Annotated in this window: 14 protein-coding genes; 5 read left to right on the top strand and 9 right to left on the bottom strand. The window is 64.3% G+C overall.

The features are described 5' to 3' along the window. Nucleotides 1-2 precede the first annotated feature (2 nt). On the bottom strand, nucleotides 3-944 hold the full coding sequence (locus NUW50_RS17655) for a D-ribose ABC transporter substrate-binding protein (protein ID WP_258290626.1): 942 nt from the start codon (nucleotides 942-944) through the stop codon (nucleotides 3-5). A gap of 348 nt (nucleotides 945-1,292) precedes the next feature. Between NUW50_RS17655 and NUW50_RS17650 the strand changes: the two genes are divergently transcribed. Genes NUW50_RS17650 through NUW50_RS17635 form a run of 4 tightly spaced genes read left to right on the top strand, consistent with a single transcriptional unit; the run spans nucleotide 1,293 to nucleotide 6,043 of the window. Continuing rightward, a complete protein-coding gene (locus tag NUW50_RS17650) occupies nucleotides 1,293-2,759 on the top strand; it encodes an L-fucose/L-arabinose isomerase family protein (RefSeq protein ID WP_258290483.1) in 1,467 nt (488 codons plus the stop codon). 14 nt (nucleotides 2,760-2,773) lie between these two features. Continuing rightward, nucleotides 2,774-3,619, top strand: a complete 846-nt coding sequence (locus tag NUW50_RS17645; protein ID WP_258290482.1) for a transketolase — start codon at nucleotides 2,774-2,776, stop codon at nucleotides 3,617-3,619. Continuing rightward, a complete protein-coding gene (locus tag NUW50_RS17640; protein WP_258290481.1) occupies nucleotides 3,619-4,575 on the top strand; it encodes a transketolase family protein in 957 nt (318 codons plus the stop codon). The genes NUW50_RS17645 and NUW50_RS17640 overlap by 1 nt, the downstream gene beginning before the upstream one ends. A gap of 1 nt (nucleotide 4,576) precedes the next feature. Further along, nucleotides 4,577-6,043, top strand: coding sequence for an FGGY-family carbohydrate kinase (locus tag NUW50_RS17635; protein ID WP_258290480.1), 1,467 nt, complete (start codon nucleotides 4,577-4,579; stop codon nucleotides 6,041-6,043). 2 nt (nucleotides 6,044-6,045) lie between these two features. On the opposite strand, the gene NUW50_RS17630 is transcribed toward NUW50_RS17635, so the two are convergent. The 8 genes from NUW50_RS17630 to NUW50_RS17595 all read right to left on the bottom strand — a co-directional run bounded on the left by NUW50_RS17630 (nucleotide 6,046) and on the right by NUW50_RS17595 (nucleotide 15,423). Then, nucleotides 6,046-7,146 carry an ABC transporter ATP-binding protein gene (locus NUW50_RS17630; protein ID WP_258290479.1) on the bottom strand — a complete coding sequence of 367 codons (1,101 nt, stop codon included), beginning with the start codon at nucleotides 7,144-7,146 and terminating at the stop codon, nucleotides 6,046-6,048. A gap of 10 nt (nucleotides 7,147-7,156) precedes the next feature. Beyond that, nucleotides 7,157-8,686, bottom strand: coding sequence for a DUF5060 domain-containing protein (locus NUW50_RS17625; protein ID WP_258290478.1), 1,530 nt, complete (start codon nucleotides 8,684-8,686; stop codon nucleotides 7,157-7,159). Nucleotides 8,687-8,716: 30 nt separating this feature from the next. Then, nucleotides 8,717-9,589 carry a carbohydrate ABC transporter permease gene (locus NUW50_RS17620; protein WP_258290477.1) on the bottom strand — a complete coding sequence of 291 codons (873 nt, stop codon included), beginning with the start codon at nucleotides 9,587-9,589 and terminating at the stop codon, nucleotides 8,717-8,719. Continuing rightward, nucleotides 9,586-10,515, bottom strand: coding sequence for a carbohydrate ABC transporter permease (locus NUW50_RS17615; protein WP_258290476.1), 930 nt, complete (start codon nucleotides 10,513-10,515; stop codon nucleotides 9,586-9,588). Before NUW50_RS17615 ends, NUW50_RS17620 begins: the two co-directional genes overlap by 4 nt. Before the next feature lie 62 nt (nucleotides 10,516-10,577). Next, a complete protein-coding gene (locus NUW50_RS17610; protein ID WP_258290475.1) occupies nucleotides 10,578-11,816 on the bottom strand; it encodes an ABC transporter substrate-binding protein in 1,239 nt (412 codons plus the stop codon). Between the two features lie 359 nt (nucleotides 11,817-12,175). Then, nucleotides 12,176-13,135 carry a 2-hydroxyacid dehydrogenase gene (locus tag NUW50_RS17605; protein WP_258290474.1) on the bottom strand — a complete coding sequence of 320 codons (960 nt, stop codon included), beginning with the start codon at nucleotides 13,133-13,135 and terminating at the stop codon, nucleotides 12,176-12,178. A gap of 24 nt (nucleotides 13,136-13,159) precedes the next feature. After that, complete coding sequence (ggt, locus tag NUW50_RS17600; protein ID WP_258290473.1) at nucleotides 13,160-14,827, bottom strand: gamma-glutamyltransferase; 1,668 nt, start codon at nucleotides 14,825-14,827, stop codon at nucleotides 13,160-13,162. Nucleotides 14,828-14,961: 134 nt separating this feature from the next. Continuing rightward, nucleotides 14,962-15,423, bottom strand: coding sequence for a group III truncated hemoglobin (locus NUW50_RS17595; protein ID WP_258290472.1), 462 nt, complete (start codon nucleotides 15,421-15,423; stop codon nucleotides 14,962-14,964). 251 nt (nucleotides 15,424-15,674) lie between these two features. Here NUW50_RS17595 and NUW50_RS17590 point away from each other — a divergent pair, with 251 nt between their 5' ends. Continuing rightward, entirely contained in the window at nucleotides 15,675-15,947 is a 273-nt protein-coding gene (locus tag NUW50_RS17590; RefSeq protein WP_258290471.1) for a DUF6522 family protein, read from the top strand. Nucleotides 15,948-16,092 lie beyond the last annotated feature (145 nt).

Raw genomic sequence — 16,092 nt, 5'->3', positions numbered from 1 at the left:
GCTTACTCGCTCAACGCGAAAGTTTCGAGCTTCCCGGCGTTGTCACCATTTACCAGAACGCAGTCCATGAGTTGCTTTTCCTCAAGCCCGGTCGAGCCGGTCTTGATGTATTGGTCGGCCTGTTCGACCGCCAACTGGGCCTGCCGATAGGCGGGCTGCAACACCGTCGCCTTGATGCCGCCCTTCAGGATCGAATCGCGCACGTCGTTCGATCCGTCAAATCCGACGACGATCACATCGGTCCGGCCCGCGGCCTCCAGCGCGGCCCAAGCGCCCATCGCCATCGTGTCATTGCCCGAGATCACCCCCTTGATGTTGGGATTGGCCTGCAGGACCGTTTCCATGATCGTGTAGGCTTCGGTCTGCGACCAGTTCGCCGATTGCTGGGCGACCATCTTGAGGTCCGGATACTGGTCGATGATGTCGTGATAGCCGGACGAGCGGATCTTGGCGTTGGTATCCGATTCCTTGCCGACCAGTTCGGCGTATTCGCCCTCTTCACCCATCAGCTTGACGAACTCTTCGGCGCCCAGCTGTGCGCCCTGATAGTTGTTCGAGACGATCTGGCTGACCGCGACACCGCTCTTGGTGATCTCGCGGTCGATCAGGAACGACGGGATGCCGGCATCCTTGGCCTTCTGGACCGCGGCGACCGAAGCGTCGGCACCGGCGTTGTCCAGGATGATCGCCTTGGCCCCGGCAGCGATGGCGCTGTCGATCAGTTCGGCCTGCTTGTTGGCGTCATCGTCATGCACCAGAACCAGCGTTTCGTAGCCCAGCTCCTTGGCGCGGGCATCGGCACCGTCGGCCTCGGCCTTGAAGAACGGGTTGTCATGGCCGGGGGTGATGATTGCGATCAGGTCTGCGGCACTGGCCATCAGGGGCATCGCGCCCGATACGGTCACCGCGATTGCAGACAGAAGTAGGCGGCGCTTGAAATTCATGAAATCCTCCCAGATCGTGGCCGTGCTCGGATTGGGCACGGTTCCTCCGGCCATATGTTGGCGAGCACTTTCGTTTGGTGTCAAGTAAATTCGCTTTGTCAGGGAAACTTCCAAATCGGTTTGATTCCCCCCGTCCCCGGGCGCCGGCTCCCGAAACGGCCAATAAAACAAAGCTTCGTAGCAGCTCGGCCCGCGACATGGCCCGTGATTTCCGGGTGACAAATCGGCCGCGATGAGGTGGTTGCCTGTCCGAAAAAACCTCTATATACGATAATATACGAAAACGAACGGAACTTTGGCAGCGCCAAGCCTGACCGAATGTTTCGCCTATCCAGGGAGGGAGGACCTATGGCGCTGACCATTCGCCGCAAAGTCACATTGGGTGTGGTTATCGGCAGCCGTGCCTTTTTCAACGGCGCACCATGCCGCCAGGCGCGCGAGGATGTTCTTGCCCATCTCGAGAGACTGGGAATCGACGCCGTGACGCTCCCCTTCGAAGCGACGGTCAACGGCGCCGTGCAGTCGATCCCTGACGCACAGCTCTATGCAGACCACTTCAAGGCGCATCGTGACCGAATCGACGGGCTGGTGATCTGCCTGCCGAATTTCGGCGACGAGATCGCGGTGGCCGAACTGGTCAATCGCGCCAAGCTGAACGTGCCGATCCTGCTGCAGGCCAGCAATGACGAGATCGACAAGGTCTCGGTGCACGAACGCCGCGACGCCTTCTGCGGCAAGCTGTCGGTCAGCAACAATTTCTGGCAATACGGGGTCCCGTTCACCGAGACGACCAACCACACCTGCGACACCGACAGCGCCGAATTCGGCGCCGATCTGGAGCGGTTTGCAAGGGTCTGCCGCACCGTGCGCGGGCTGACCGGGGCGCGGCTCGGCGCGATCGGGGCGCGGACCGGCGCGTTCCAGACCATGCGTTACAGCGAGAAGCTGCTGCAGGCGGCCGGGATCACCGTGGTGACGGTGGACCTGTCAGAAATGATGGGGGCGGCCGAGGCGATTTCCGATACCGACCCGGCGATGATCGAGAAGATGGAACGGATCAAGGCCTATGGAACGATCCCGGCCCATATCCAGCCCGAGCAGATCACGCGCCAGGCGAAATGGACCCTCGCGGTGAATCGCTGGATCGAAGAGAACGAATGCGACGCAAGTGCGATCCAGTGCTGGCGCAGCCTTCAGGACAACTTCGGCTGCGCTACCTGCGTCACGATGTCGATGATGGGTGAGGAACTGATGCCCTCGGCCTGCGAGGTCGATATCATGGGCGCCGTCTCGATGTATGCGCTGGCCCTGGCCTCGGGCGCACCGCCGGCGATCCTGGACTGGAACAACAACTACGGCAGCGACGCCGACAAATGCGTCTGCACCCATTGCGGCAACTTCCCGAAGAGCTTCATCGGTGACTCGCCCGAAATCGGCGAACTGGACGTGCTGGGCGAGACCATCGGGCGCTCGAAATGCTTCGGCGCGGTCAAGGGCAAGGTGAAGTCGGGTCCGATGACCTACTTCCGGCTGTCCTCCGACGACCGGGCCGGCGCCCTCAAATGCTATCTGGGAGAGGGTGAGTTCACCGACGATCCCTTCCCGATGGATGGTGGTATCGCCGTCACCAAGGTGGACCGCCTGCGCCAGTTGATGCGCTTCATCACGCAAAACGGGTTCGAGCATCACGTCGCCATGGTGCGCGGACATCATGCCGATGTCGTCAACGAGGCCGTGACCCGCTATCTCGGCTGGCCGATCTATGCCCATGGCATCGAACCGGACCCCGAGTTGACCATGCCGCGTCGGTTCTGATGAGGGATAATGCCATGACGTCTCAACATTCGACCGTGACGCATCCGAACGATCCGCTGCCGATGATCCGGGAAAAGGCGCTCTGGATGCGCCGCCGGGCCTTTCGCATGGTCTATGAGGCGCGACTGGGCCACCCCGGCGGCGACTTCTCGGCCATCGACACATTGGCAACGCTGTATTTCGGGGTTCTGCGCTACGATCCGGCCCAGCCTGCCTGGGAAGGGCGCGACCGCTTCATCATGTCGAAAGGCCATGCCACCGGGGCGCTCTACACGGCGCTGGCAGCGGCGGGCTATTTTCCCGAGGACTGGCTGAACAGCTACATGCAACCGGAATCGATGCTGAACGGGCACCCGAACCGCAACTACCTGCCGGGGGTCGAGACCAATACCGGCCCGTTGGGGCACGGCGTGCCGGTGGCCACCGGAATCGCGATCGCGGGCCAGGTCACCGGCGCCGGCTATCGGACCTATGTGCTGACCGGGGACGGCGAATTGCAGGAAGGCTCGAACTGGGAATCCGCGATGACCGCCGGGCACCGCAAGCTGCGCAACCTGACCCTGATCGTCGATCGCAACCGGCTGCAGCAGGGCGCCGAGACCGAGGCAACCAACGGCCTGGACCCGCTGGACGACAAGTTCCGCGCCTTTGGCTGGCATGTCGAAATGGTGGATGGTCACGACCATGCCGCGCTTCTGGATGTGTTGGGCGCGCCCGTGGGGGCCCGGGAAAAGCCGCTTTGCGTGATCGCCAATACCGTCAAGGGAAAGGGCGTGTCCTTCATGGAGAACCAGGCGTCATGGCACCACGGCATTCCCAATACCGAGCAGTTCAACATCGCGATGGAGGAGCTGGTCTGATGGCCGACCCCGCACCCAAACCAGCCGCCACCTTCGACTGTCGCAATGCATTCGTGCAGACGCTCGAGGAGCTGGCCGCCGCCGATCCGCGGATCGTCGCGGTGGTCAACGACTCGGTCGGCTCGTCCAAGCTGGGCGGGTTCCAGAAGGCCTTTCCCGACCGGCTGATCAATGTCGGCATCGCCGAACAGACCATGGTCGGCGTCGGCGCCGGGTTGGCGAACGGCGGGCGCATCCCCTTTGTCTCGGGTGCCTCCTGCTTTCTGACCGGGCGGGCGCTGGAGCAGATCAAGGCGGATGTGGCCTATTCCAACTACAATGTGAAGCTGGTCGGCCAATCCTCGGGGATCGCCTATGGCGAGCTCGGCCCGACGCATCACTCGATCGAGGATCTGGCCTGGCTGCGGGTGCTCAACAACCTGACACTGATCGTGCCCTCCGACCCCTGGGAAACCTCCGAGGCGGTGCGTTGGGCGGCGGCGCATGAAGGGCCGGTCTTCATCCGCGTCAGCCGGATGCCGGTGCCGGAACTGTCCCGGCCGAACCGCGAGTTCCGGGTCGGCAAGGCCGAAACCCTGCGGACCGGCGGCCATGTCGCGATCATCGCCTGCGGAACCACCGTCCACCTGGCACTGGCGGCAGCCGAGGCGCTGGCCGGTGAAGGGATCGAGGCGCGGGTTCTGAACATGGCCACGATCAACCCGCTGGATGAAGAGGCCGTGCTGGCGGCTGCCAAGACCGGCGCAATCGTCACCGTCGAAGAAGCCAGCGTGCGCGGCGGCCTGGGCGGCGCGGTGGCCGAGCTGACCAGCCGCAACCAACCGGTGCCGATCGAGATGGTCGGTTTTCCGGGCTTTGTGCCGACCGGATCGGTCGAATGGCTGTTCGACCATTTCGGGTTGAGCGCCAGCGGCATTGCCGCCGCCGCCCGCCGCGCCCTGTCCCGGAAGGCCTGACATGGGCAGCCCCTGCATTCTGGCCATCGACCAGGGGACCACGAACTCGAAGGCATTGCTGGTCTCGGCCGATGGAACGGTTCTGGCCCGCGCCTCGGCACCGCTGGCCTCGGACTACCCGGCACCGGGCTGGGCCCAGCAATCGGCGCTGGAGATCTGGCAGAGCGTGCAGACGGTCATCGCGGATCTCCTGCGCCAGCAACCCGGGGTCGAGGTTGCCGGGATCGCGATTGCCAACCAGCGCGAGACATTGGTGACCTGGGATGCCGAGACCGGCGCCCCGGCCGCCCCCGCGATCCTCTGGCAATGCCGCCGCACCGCCGAAGCCTGCGCCGCGCTGCATTCGGGCGGAATGAACCCGGTGGTCGAGGCCGCCACCGGCCTGGCGATCAACCCGCTGTTTCCGGCCAGCAAGCTGGCATGGGTGGTGCGGGAAGTCCCCGAGGCCGCGGCCCTGCTTCAGGCGGGAAAGCTGCGTGCCGGCACCGTCGACTCCTGGCTGCTGTGGAACCTGACCGGCGGCAAGAGTTTCGCCACCGACCATTCGAACGCCTCGCGCACCCAGCTGTTCAATACCGAGACGCTGGAATGGGACGCCGAGTTGGGCCGCATCTTCGGCGCACCGCTGGAGGTTCTGCCGCGCCCGATGGCCTCGGACAGCCGCTTCGGCGAGACGGACGAAGACGCCTGCGCCCTTCCCGCCGGCGTGCCGATCCTGGCGATGCTGGGCGACAGCCATGCCGCGCTCTACGGGCACGGTGTTCGCGGTCCCGGCATCGTCAAGGCCACCTATGGCACCGGCTCGTCCCTGATGACCCTGACGCCCGAGCGCATCGCCTCGCGGCACGGATTGTCGGGGACGATCGCCTGGACGACGCGGGCCGGGACCGCCCACGCGATCGAAGGCAACATCACCGTCTCTGCCCAGGCCGCGGCCTACATGGCGACGATGATGGGATTGGACGATGCCCGCGCCCTGTCGGACCTGGCCGAAACGGTGCCGGACTCCGGCGGCGTGACATTCGTTCCGGCGCTGGCCGGCCTCGGCGCGCCGCACTGGAACGACCGCGCCACCGGATCGGTCGAGGGGCTGACGCTGGGCAGCAAGCCGGCACATCTGGCCCGCGCGACCTTCGAGGCGATTGCCCTGCAGGTCGCGGATGTCTTCACCGCGATGGAACGGGACATCGGCCGGACGCTGGACGAGCTGCGCGCCGATGGCGGCGCCTCGGCCAACCCATTCCTGATGCAATTGCAGGCCGACCTGCTGGACCGGCGCGTGCTGCGCCGCGACCTGGCCGAGATCGGGGCGATGGGCGCGGCGGCAATGGCCTTCGAGACGATCGGCCACGCCCTGTCCCCGGACCCGGACACCCACGAGGACCGGTTCGACCCCCGCGCGCCCGAGAACCGCAGCGCGATCCTGGAGCAATGGCAGGCGGCAATCCGGCGGGCGCTGCGCGCCTGAGCTCAGGCCGGGCCTGCCCCGGCCCGGCTCAGGCCGGTTGTCGTCAGGCGCGCCTCGGTCTTCGGGTCGAAGAAATGCACCTTGTCGGACGCGAATGACAGCGGCACCATCTCGCCGGCGGCGATCCCGGGCCGCCCGTCCAGGACACAGGCGATTTCGGTATCGCCGATCATCGCCAGAACATGCGTGTCGCTTCCCGTCGGTTCAACGACCATGACCTTCGCGGGGGTGCCCCTTTCGGGGTCGATCGCCATGTCCTGCGGCCGAAGGCCCAGAACAACATCTGAAACCACGCCTTCCGGCCGCGCCGCCAGCGCCAGCGTTTCGCCGGACTCGAGCTGCATCCGAGCCGCCGAGCCGGGCACCAGCTCTCCCTTGAGGAAATTCATCGACGGGGACCCAAGGAATCCGGCAACAAACATGTTCGCCGGTTCGTCATAGAGGTCCAGAGGCGCCCCGACCTGCTCGATGCTTCCGGCCCGCAGCACCACGATGCGGTCGGCCATGGTCATCGCTTCGACCTGGTCATGCGTGACATAGACGACGGTCGTGCCAAGACGCTGATGCAGGGCCTTGATTTCGGCGCGCATCCTGACCCGGAGTTTTGCGTCGAGATTCGACAGCGGTTCATCGAACAGAAACACATCCGGGTCACGGACGATGGCGCGGCCCATGGCGACACGCTGCCGCTGCCCGCCCGACAGCTGCGACGGCTTGCGGTCGAGCAAGGACGTCAATCCCAGGATTTCGGCGGCATCGGCGACCTTCTGGCGGATCGTGGCCTTGGGAACGCTTGAGATTTCCAGCGAGAAGCCCAGGTTCTGCGCCACGGTCATCTGCGGATAGAGCGCGTAGTTCTGAAACACCATCGCGATGTTGCGTTCTTTCGGCGACAGGGCGTTGACCACCCGGTCGCCGATCGAAACAGTGCCGCCCGAGATATCCTCCAGCCCTGCGATCATTCGCAACAACGTGGATTTTCCGCAGCCCGAAGGGCCGACGAGTATGACAAACTCGCCATGCGAGATATCCATCGAGACCCCATGGATGACCTCGGCGGCACCATAGGATTTCTTGAGGTCCCGGACCTGAACCGTCGCCATCGCGATCTCCCTAGGTTTGACGCGGACGAATGCGCAGCGCGAGCCGCGGGCGGCCCGGCAGTTCCACACCGAAATCGGCATCGGCGACGCCACCGCGGGTGACGTTGCCATGCCGGGTCGGCGGCGGCACATGCGCTTCGACGATCTTGGCCGGCTCGATGGTCATGGCCCAGGTGTCAATCAGATCGACATCGTATTCTCCGCCATCGGCCGGCAGGCCGGTGGTCCAACGCGCCGGCTGATGCTCGCCGAAATAGATGAACCGGGTGCCGTTCTCCCCGTCCATACCCGCCGAGATACGACCGAATGGGAACGCGTAGTATGATCCCATGGGCTCCAGCCCGTGTTCGACATCCTGTTCCAGCAACTCGCGCAGGAACTTGATCCGTTTCCAGGCCTCGCCATGCAGCTTGCCGCCCTTCGCCCACCAGATCAGGTCATCGGGGTCGTTGTAGGTCTCGCCATGCCCGGCATAACCGCCCCGAACCGTGGTGATCCAGAACCGATGGGTCAGCTCTTCGGCGGATATGTTCCCCCAGCTCTGGTACAGATTGCCTTCATATTCGGGCTCGTCGTTGATGACCGGCTTGCCATAGGCATCACGCCACAGCGGGGTCTGCTTCACGTCCCAATGCTGAATGCAGACATGGGTCACCCAGGGCAGGCGGTGATCGTAGTTCAGCGCTGGATTGCCGTTGTGGATCGAGCGCAGGTGCTGAAGGTGATCGTTCTCTTCCAGAACATGGAAGAACCGATGCCAAAGCTCCATCGGCTTGGTGTTCAGCAGGAAGTCATATTCGTTTGCCAGCGACCACCAGACGTTGCGATAGGCCGAAATCCGGGCGGCCAGATACTTGAGAAACCGGCAATCCTGTTCAGCCGACATGTCGGCATAGCCCCAGCGGTCATAGGGGTGGAACAGGATGACATCGGCCTCGATGCCCATCTCGGCCAACTTGCCGATCTGGGTCTCGAAATGGCGGAAAGCTTCGGGATTGGGCCGGTCAAAGTCCATCTCGGCCTCGCCCGGGCCCGTCTTCTCGAAAATGGCATGCAGCGCGGGGTTGGCGTTGTAGGGATAGCTCTTCGGAAACACGCCCATTCGGATCTTGTTGAAGCCGGCGGTTTCCAGCGTCTTCAGAGTCTCTGCCTGCATCTCCAGCGGCTGATGGGTCCACGCATAGCAGGTGGTGCCGAAGGGCTTGTAGGCTGTGCCATCGGCATAGGCGAAGTGGTACCGGTTGCGGACCCGGACCGGCCCGTGAACACCTTTCCGCGCCTCGGTCACCGTGAAGCCGTCGGTCAACCCGTCCAGTTCCTCGGCATCCGAGTAAGTGCGCATGTCCCAGTCGCCCGTCGTGTCCGGGCAAAAGCGCACGCGGTAGGTGCCATCCCCGTCATAGAAGCCCGGCACCTTGATGCGCCGGTTTCCCAGACTGAACTCGGCGTCGAAGCTCACATCAAGAAACGGATTGCCTCCTGACGGGCCCTGGGCGCTGAATTCATAGATGTCCCAGCACGCTATTGTCTGACGGCTCATCCGTTTATCTCCTTGGTTTTGTTAACACAATTAGCCCTTCACCGCGCCCGACGTCAGGCCGCTCACGAAATACCTCTGGAAGATCAGGTAAACGATGACGGCCGGCAGGACGGTCATCACGATGGCGGCGTTGAGTTGCCCGTAGCTGTTCGAGAACTGGCCCTGAAAGGACATCAGCCCCAGCGGCAGCGTCCACATGTTCTTGTTCTGCAGCAGCACCAGGGCCATTGCGAATTCGTTCCAGGTGGCCACGAAGTCGAGGATCAGCAGCGCCGCCAGGACCGGCAGCGAAATCGGCAGGAAGATGCGCCGGAATACGGTGAAATGCGACGCGCCATCGATCAGCGCGGCCTCGCTCAGCTCTTTCGGGACGGCGCGGAAGAAGCCGTGCAGGATGAAGACCTGATAAGGCACGCCGAAGGCCAGGTAGGGCAGGATCACGCCGATATAGGTATCGATCAGGCCCAGACTGTTAACCAAGGTGAACAGAGGCGCCAGCATGACCTGGAACGGGATCATCGCGCCGAACAGGACGAAGACCAGCAGGAACCTGCCCCAGCGAAGCCGGATCCGGGCCAGCGCATAGGCCGCCATCGCCGAAATCAGCAACCCCAGTGGAACCTTGACGGCGGTGATGATGACGCTGTTGAGAAAGGTGTTGGAAAAGTTGCCTTTCTTCCAGGCCCCCGAGAAGTTCTCCCAGGCGATATCGGTGGGCGGCGAGAAGGCCGATGTGGTCATCACGTCGCTATTGGACTTCATCGCCGTGAAAGTGATGAAGACGAAGGGGGCGACCCAGATCGCCGCCACCGTCACCAGCGCGACCCAGAGAACGACCAGCAGCGGGTCGCGACGACGCGCCGGGGTGATGTTGTCCTCTTCAAAGGTGGTCGTGGCGCTCATCGGGCAGCATCCTCGCGTTTCTGCGACCAGCGCAGGTAGGGCACGACGACCGCCAGGGTGATCAGCAGCAGGGTCACCGAAATCGCGGAACCGCGGCCAAAGTCGAATATCTGCATGGATTGGGTAAAGGCCCACATCGCCAGCATCTGGGTCGATTGCGCCGGGCCCCCGCCGGTCATGCCATAGACGATGTCGAAGGCCTTGAGAGAGGAAATCGTGGACAGCACGATGACGATGGTCATCGTCACCTGCAGCGCCGGCAGCGTGACATAGCGGAACACCTGCCAACGGCTTGCGCCGTCGATCCGGGCTGCCTCGACCAGGCTTCGGTCGACGCCCTGCAGCCCGGCCAGGAACAGCACCATCGAAAACCCGACATGCTGCCAGATGTAGGCGATGAACATCGAGTAGAGGGCCACGTCACGGTCGCCGAGCCAGTCCTGAATCCAACCCTGCAGCCCCATGCCGGTCATGATCTGGTTGAAGAGACCGAAGAAAGGGTCATACATCCAGCGCCACATCGTCGCGACGGCGATCGGGGCGATGATGACGGGCAGATAGTAGATCGCCCGCATAGCGCCGCGCGCGAACATCTTCTCGTTCAGTCCCAGTGCCAGCAGCAGCCCGACCAGGGGCGGAAAGATCACCGACAGCACCGTCCAGATCACCGTGTTCTTGAACGCGATCCAGTAGACCGGATCATCGGCGAAAATGTATCTGTAGTTCTCGAGGCCGGCCCAGACCCGGTCCGCGTCCAATCCGTTCCAGCGCTGGAAGCTGAGGATCACGACCTCGATCATCGGCCAGATCGCGAAGATCGTGTAGATGCCAATGGCAGGCGCCAGCAGAATGAGGGCCTGAGCCCTCGGAGATTGCAGGTGCGATATCCGCGACATGTGACGAGCCTGGGCAGTGGCGCTGCGCATCGGCAGACAGCCTTGTCGGAGAGTGGCCCGCGAGCCAAAGATGGCCGCGGGCCTCGTTCAGGTCAGGAGCGATTGCTGATGAAGACCTGCATGGCCGTCGCAGCCGCCTGCGGCTCCATGTTGCCCGAAGCCACCTCGTTGATGATCCGGAAATATTCCGTGGTGACATCCAGCGGGAAGGCCTGATCGCCATTGACGAAGGTACCGTTGGCCGTGGCGAAGATCTCTTTCCAGGTCTTGTAGAGATCCGGAACGTCGTCGCCCAGTTCCACCGACTTGTTGACCGAAAGCGCGCCGAAGGCCCCCTTGATCTCTTCCTGGAACTCGGTCGAACTGAACATGTCCAGGAACTCCGCCGCCAGATCGGGGTTCTTCGATTTGGTCGAGATGTAGAGATACTCGGCAAAGCCATAGAGCCGCCCCGTCCCGGTCGGGAAGGGATAGACGGCAAAGTCGTCGAGATTGGCGCCTTCCTTGATGACATTCACCTGCCAGTCGCCTTCCAGCATCATCGCCGCGCGGCCCGACAGGAACAGGCTGGTGGACTGGCGATTGTCGATGCCCATGAAGGGCGACAGAATGTAGTTCTCCGACCACATCTTGAGTTCCTGGAAGGCTTCCGTCGCGCAGGGCGTGGTGCTCCAGTCGAGCGTCATGCCGGTCAGGGCATCATGCGTTTCGGCACCGCAGGTGGTTTCCAGCAGCACATCCATCAGGCGCATGACATGCCAGTTGACGGTACCGCCGAAGGTAAAGGCCGGGATCCCCGCCTCCTTCAGCTTTTCCGCAGCCGCCACCAGTTCTTCATAGGTCTGCGGTTCCGAGGTGATGCCGGCTTTCTCGTAGAGCGACTTGTTGTAGTAGACGGCCTCGCCGGTGAACCGATAGGGCGCACCGTTCATGCCGGGACCGTAGGCCTCGACAAAGGCCAGCGACGGCGTCGAGACGCGGTCGGACCAGCCGTATTTTTCGTAATACTTGGTCAGGTCCAGGCTGAGACCCGCCTTTACATACTCACCGCCGAGCCCGAGACCGGCCCACATGAAATAGACATCCGGGCCGGTGTCCGAACCGGCCGCGACGCGCAGCGCGGTCTTGTGTTCGTCGGTACCGCGCTTGACGATTTCGACATTGACGCCCGGATGCGATGCCTCGAACCGCGCCTCGCTGGCGTCCAGCGCTGCGACCTGCGCATCGGATGAATAGTTCAGCGTCCAGATCGTAAGATCTTCCGCATTGGCAGTTCCGGCCAGTGTCGCCACGCCGGCTAAAGCGCCAAGCACCGAGATTATTCTGGTCATTTTTCCTCCCCATTCGGACTCTCTACGTGGTCCGTGATCGTTCGATTATTCATTTACTTCTGCATACCGTCAACTATTTTCGCTTTTCTCTGTTCGTTTGCGCCTTTTGCCCGAGCAGGGCGCCAGCGCGTCGAGCACCGCCGTCCGAGCACGGCTTCCTCAGGGCGAACGGGATCCGCCCCGAAATCAATCGAAAGAATTAGTAGACAAAATGACTGTACGCCCGGCCCCGTTGCAGGCGGATGACCCCTGCGTCCACACCTTCGGACGGCCCCGGGGCCGGTGCGGAAAGTATTTCGGGTCAAGGGCTTCGGTGCAAGGCGCAGCCGTCCCGGAAGGACGAAACCCTCAGGGGCGGGTCAGACCACGATGTCGATCTGTTTCGGCTCGCGCCCCTCGGCCACCGCCTGAAGATTGGCGATCATCCGGGTCAGCGAGGAGACGAAACTGTCCGCCGAGATCGCGCCGACATGCGGGGTCAGAACAACATGCTCCAGCCCGAACAGGGGGTTGCCCTCCTCGATCGGTTCGGTCGCGAAGACGTCCACCCCTGCCCCGCGCAGTTTCCCGGCGCGCAGCGCCGCGGCCAGGTCGGCCTCGACCATCACCCCGCCGCGGGCGGCATTGACCAGGATCGCGTCGGGCTTCATCAGCGCCAGCGCCCGGGCGTCTATCATCCCGCGCGTCGAGTCGTTCAACTCGCAGTTCAACGTCACCACATCGGCATTCTGCAAAAGCGCGTCGAGTTCCGCGTAACGCACGCCCAGTTCGGCCTCGTCCCCGGCCGGGAGCGGGCTGCGCTTGGTGTAGAGGATGGTGCAGCCGAAGCCGCGCAGAAGCCGGGCCAGCGCCTTGCCGATGTAGCCCATGCCGATGATCCCGACCGTCTTGTCCGACAGCGTCATCGAGGTCGGCGAGAGTTCGGACTTGCGCCATTTTCCGGCCTGGATACCGACATGGCCGCGCACGATGTTGCGGTTTACCGCCAGGATCAGGCCCAGCGTGGTCTCGGCCACCGCCACCGCGTTCGACCCGGTGGTGCGCAGCACCCGCACCCCATGCGCCCGCGCCGCCTCGCAATCGATATTGTCGTATCCGACGCCCCATTTGTGAACGCCTCGCAACCCGGGCACCGCCATCATCTCGGCCGTGACCGGCACGTCGCCGGTGATCGCGAAACTCGCCCCGTCCAGCGCCGCCAGTTGATCCGCCGGCGCGCGGGACGCCGCGGTGCCGATCTCCCAGCCTTCGGGCAGGAAGGGCTTGATCCGTTCCAGCCTCTCGGGCGTGGCGGGATCGAGCATTACCAGTCGCGTCATCGGGTCTTGCACTCCATTCCGGGGTCAGATCGTGAAGCGGATGCCGGGCCGCGCCAGACCGCCGCCGAGAGCCGCGACGGTCCCGTCGGCACGCCAGCAGGCCGCGCCGGTCATCATGCCGTCAGGGGCAAAGGCAATCGCGTTCATCCCGCCGCCGATCGTCTTGACCAGGTTCACTTCGTGTCCCAGTGCCTCGAGCGCAGGCTTCATTGCCGCATAGGCCGGTTCCAGTTCGACATGCTGGCCCTGGGTCCAGAGCCGCGGCGCCTCGACCGCCTGTTGCACGGTCATGCCGTGGTCGATCACGTTGACGATCGCCTGCATCGCCGAGGGAAAGATGCGCACCGCCCCAGGAAGCCCGATCGCCAGGACCGGCGCGCCGTCCTTCAGCACGATCATCGGCGCCATCGAGGTCGGCACCCGCTTGCCCGGCGCAATGGACATCGCCTGACCCGGATGCGGATCGTAGTTCAGCATGTAATTGTTCGGAATGATCCCGGTGCCCGGCACCATGAAACCGGCGCCGAACAGACCGTTCAGCGTATGGGTGGCCGAGACGATGTTGCCGTCACGATCGGCGATGGTCACATGCGTGGTGTCGCGGCTTTCGTGCGTGCCGGGCACATCCCCCTGCGCACCGGGGAGCCGCAACCGGGCCTGGCATTCGGCGGCATAGGCCTTCGAGATGTAGCGCTCGACCGGCACATCCACGAAATCGGGATCGCCCGAGGCCGCGCGACGGTCTTCGAACGCCACCCGGATCACCGCGGCCAGCAGGTTCAGCGCCTCGGCGCTGCCAAAGCCCATGGCCTTGATGTCATGCGGTTCCAGCAGGTTCAGCATTTGCGTGACATGCACCCCGGACGATGCCGGGGGCGGCGGGCCGGCGATGGTATGGCCGCGGTAGCTGCCGAAGATCACATCGCGCTCGACCGCCTTGTAGGCCGCCAGGTCATCCATCGTCAGATAGCCGGCATCCGGACCGCCCGTGGCCAGCCGCTGCACCAGGGCCTGCCCCAGCGGCCCGTCATAGAGCGCCGCCGCACCCTGGGTCTGGATCAGGCGCAGGCTCTCGGCATAGTCGGACATGACCACGCGGCTGCCCGCCGCGGCCGGAGCGCCACCGGGCAGCAGAATGCGCGAAATCTCGGGGTCGATTGCCAGATCGGCCTGATTCTCGTGGATGGCGCCATGCAGATAGCTGGTCACCGTGAAGCCACGCGCGGCATGGCGGATCGCCGGCTCGACCACGTCGGCAAAGGGCAGCCGCCCGTAGCGCTCGTGCATCAGGCACCAGCCCTTGAGATTGCCCGGCACCGCCACGGCCGAGGCGCCGATCTCGTTGCGCCGATCCCGCACGTTCATGTAGGTCGGCGGATGGTCCGACACCGGCTCGTAGAGTTCGGGATGCATCGCCGCCCCGGCGCAGGACAGCGCGTCGATCACGGTATGACGTCCATCGGCCAGCCGCAGATGGGATATGCCGCCGCCCGCGATGCCGATCATCATCGGTTCGACCACCGTCAACGTCAGAAGGGCCGCCACGGCGGCATCCACGGCATTGCCGCCCGCCGCCAGCATTTCGCTGCCCGCGGCTGTGCCGAGCGGATGGTTTGTCACCACCATGCCGCCGGCGCTGCTGGCCGGCCGCTTTTCGCAGGTGAATGGCACGGCGGGGGCCGAACTGGTCATGCTATGTCCTCGAATCCATTGCAGGTTGGCGCAGAGCCCGGCAGGCCGACCGCCCGGCTGCCACCGTTAGAGCAGCCCTCCGGGGTCTCGGCAAGTCGCAACGGGCAGGGTTGCCGCCGGGCAGATACCGGATGTCAGGCGCTGGCGGGGCGACTGCCGACATCCGGCGGCGGCGCGGCAGTACTGGCATGGTGCAACGACCGGGCGATACGCTCGGCCCGCTCGATCACATGCGCCGCGCCGGCCGGCGGGCAGACCTCGGACGTCGTTTCGCGGAACAGGGCCAGCCAGCGGTCGTAATGCGCCCAGCCGACAGGAAGCCCTGCATGTTTGGGAACCGGGGCGCCGTGGTATTTCCCGGTCATCAGGGCCACCGAGGACCAGAAGGCCACCATCTTGTCGAGATGCGAGCCCCAGTCGCCGATCCGTGCCTCGAAGATCGGGCCAAGCGCGGGGTCTCGCCGTACCTTGTCGTAGAACCGGTGCACGAGGCTGCGCAGCATCTCCTCGGTCAGGCCGGTGCGGGCGCTGATCGCCTCGGTCATTTCGGGCCGGAGCGAGCCGCCGACGGTCAGGGAAACCGGAGCCTCGTTCATCGCTCTATCCTCTCTCGGGCTTGCGCCGGAGTGCGCCGCGCTATAATTGACATCCTGAATACCTATTACAAGGGTCCCGCAATGCACCTGACCGGTTTCACCGATAGCGGCCTTCGGGCGCGGATACTTCCGGCCGCGCCACCGGGGCAGATCGTCTCGACGGCAGGGGTTGCCGACGCCTTTGAAGTGTCACGCAATCATCTTAACAAGATCATACAGCCTCTCGCCGGGCATGGCAGCGTCGTGCCGCGATGAGCACGGACCCGCAGATCAAGCCGGATTTCGTCGTCGATGCCGCCGTTCTCGGCACAGCCTTCGGCATCGCCGCGGCCGAAGTGCCGGAAATGCTGCGCTCCAACGCGATCACCAGCCGCTGCGAGGCCGGGGTGGATGCGGATGAGGGGCGCTGGCGGCTGACCTTCTTCCACGGCGGCAAGGCCCTGCGTCTCGTTGTCGATCGGGCGGGCCGGATTCTGACACGCTCGACCTTTCCCAGCCATCCGCCGCGCCCCGGCGCGGGCTGACCCCGACGCCCCTCGTCGCGGGCAAGACATGCCCCCCTGACCCGGCAGCACGGCCAGGCCGCAGACCCGACCTGTCCCGAGTTTGTGCCAGCACAAAGTTGCGCGGCGACTTCCTGTTATCCCCGGCGAAACAACCGCGAGGGGG

Origin of the sequence: Frigidibacter sp. ROC022, assembly GCF_024723735.1 — a bacterium.
Classification (GTDB): domain Bacteria; phylum Pseudomonadota; class Alphaproteobacteria; order Rhodobacterales; family Rhodobacteraceae; genus SLM-1.
This window is presented reverse-complemented; position numbering and strand designations above follow the sequence as displayed.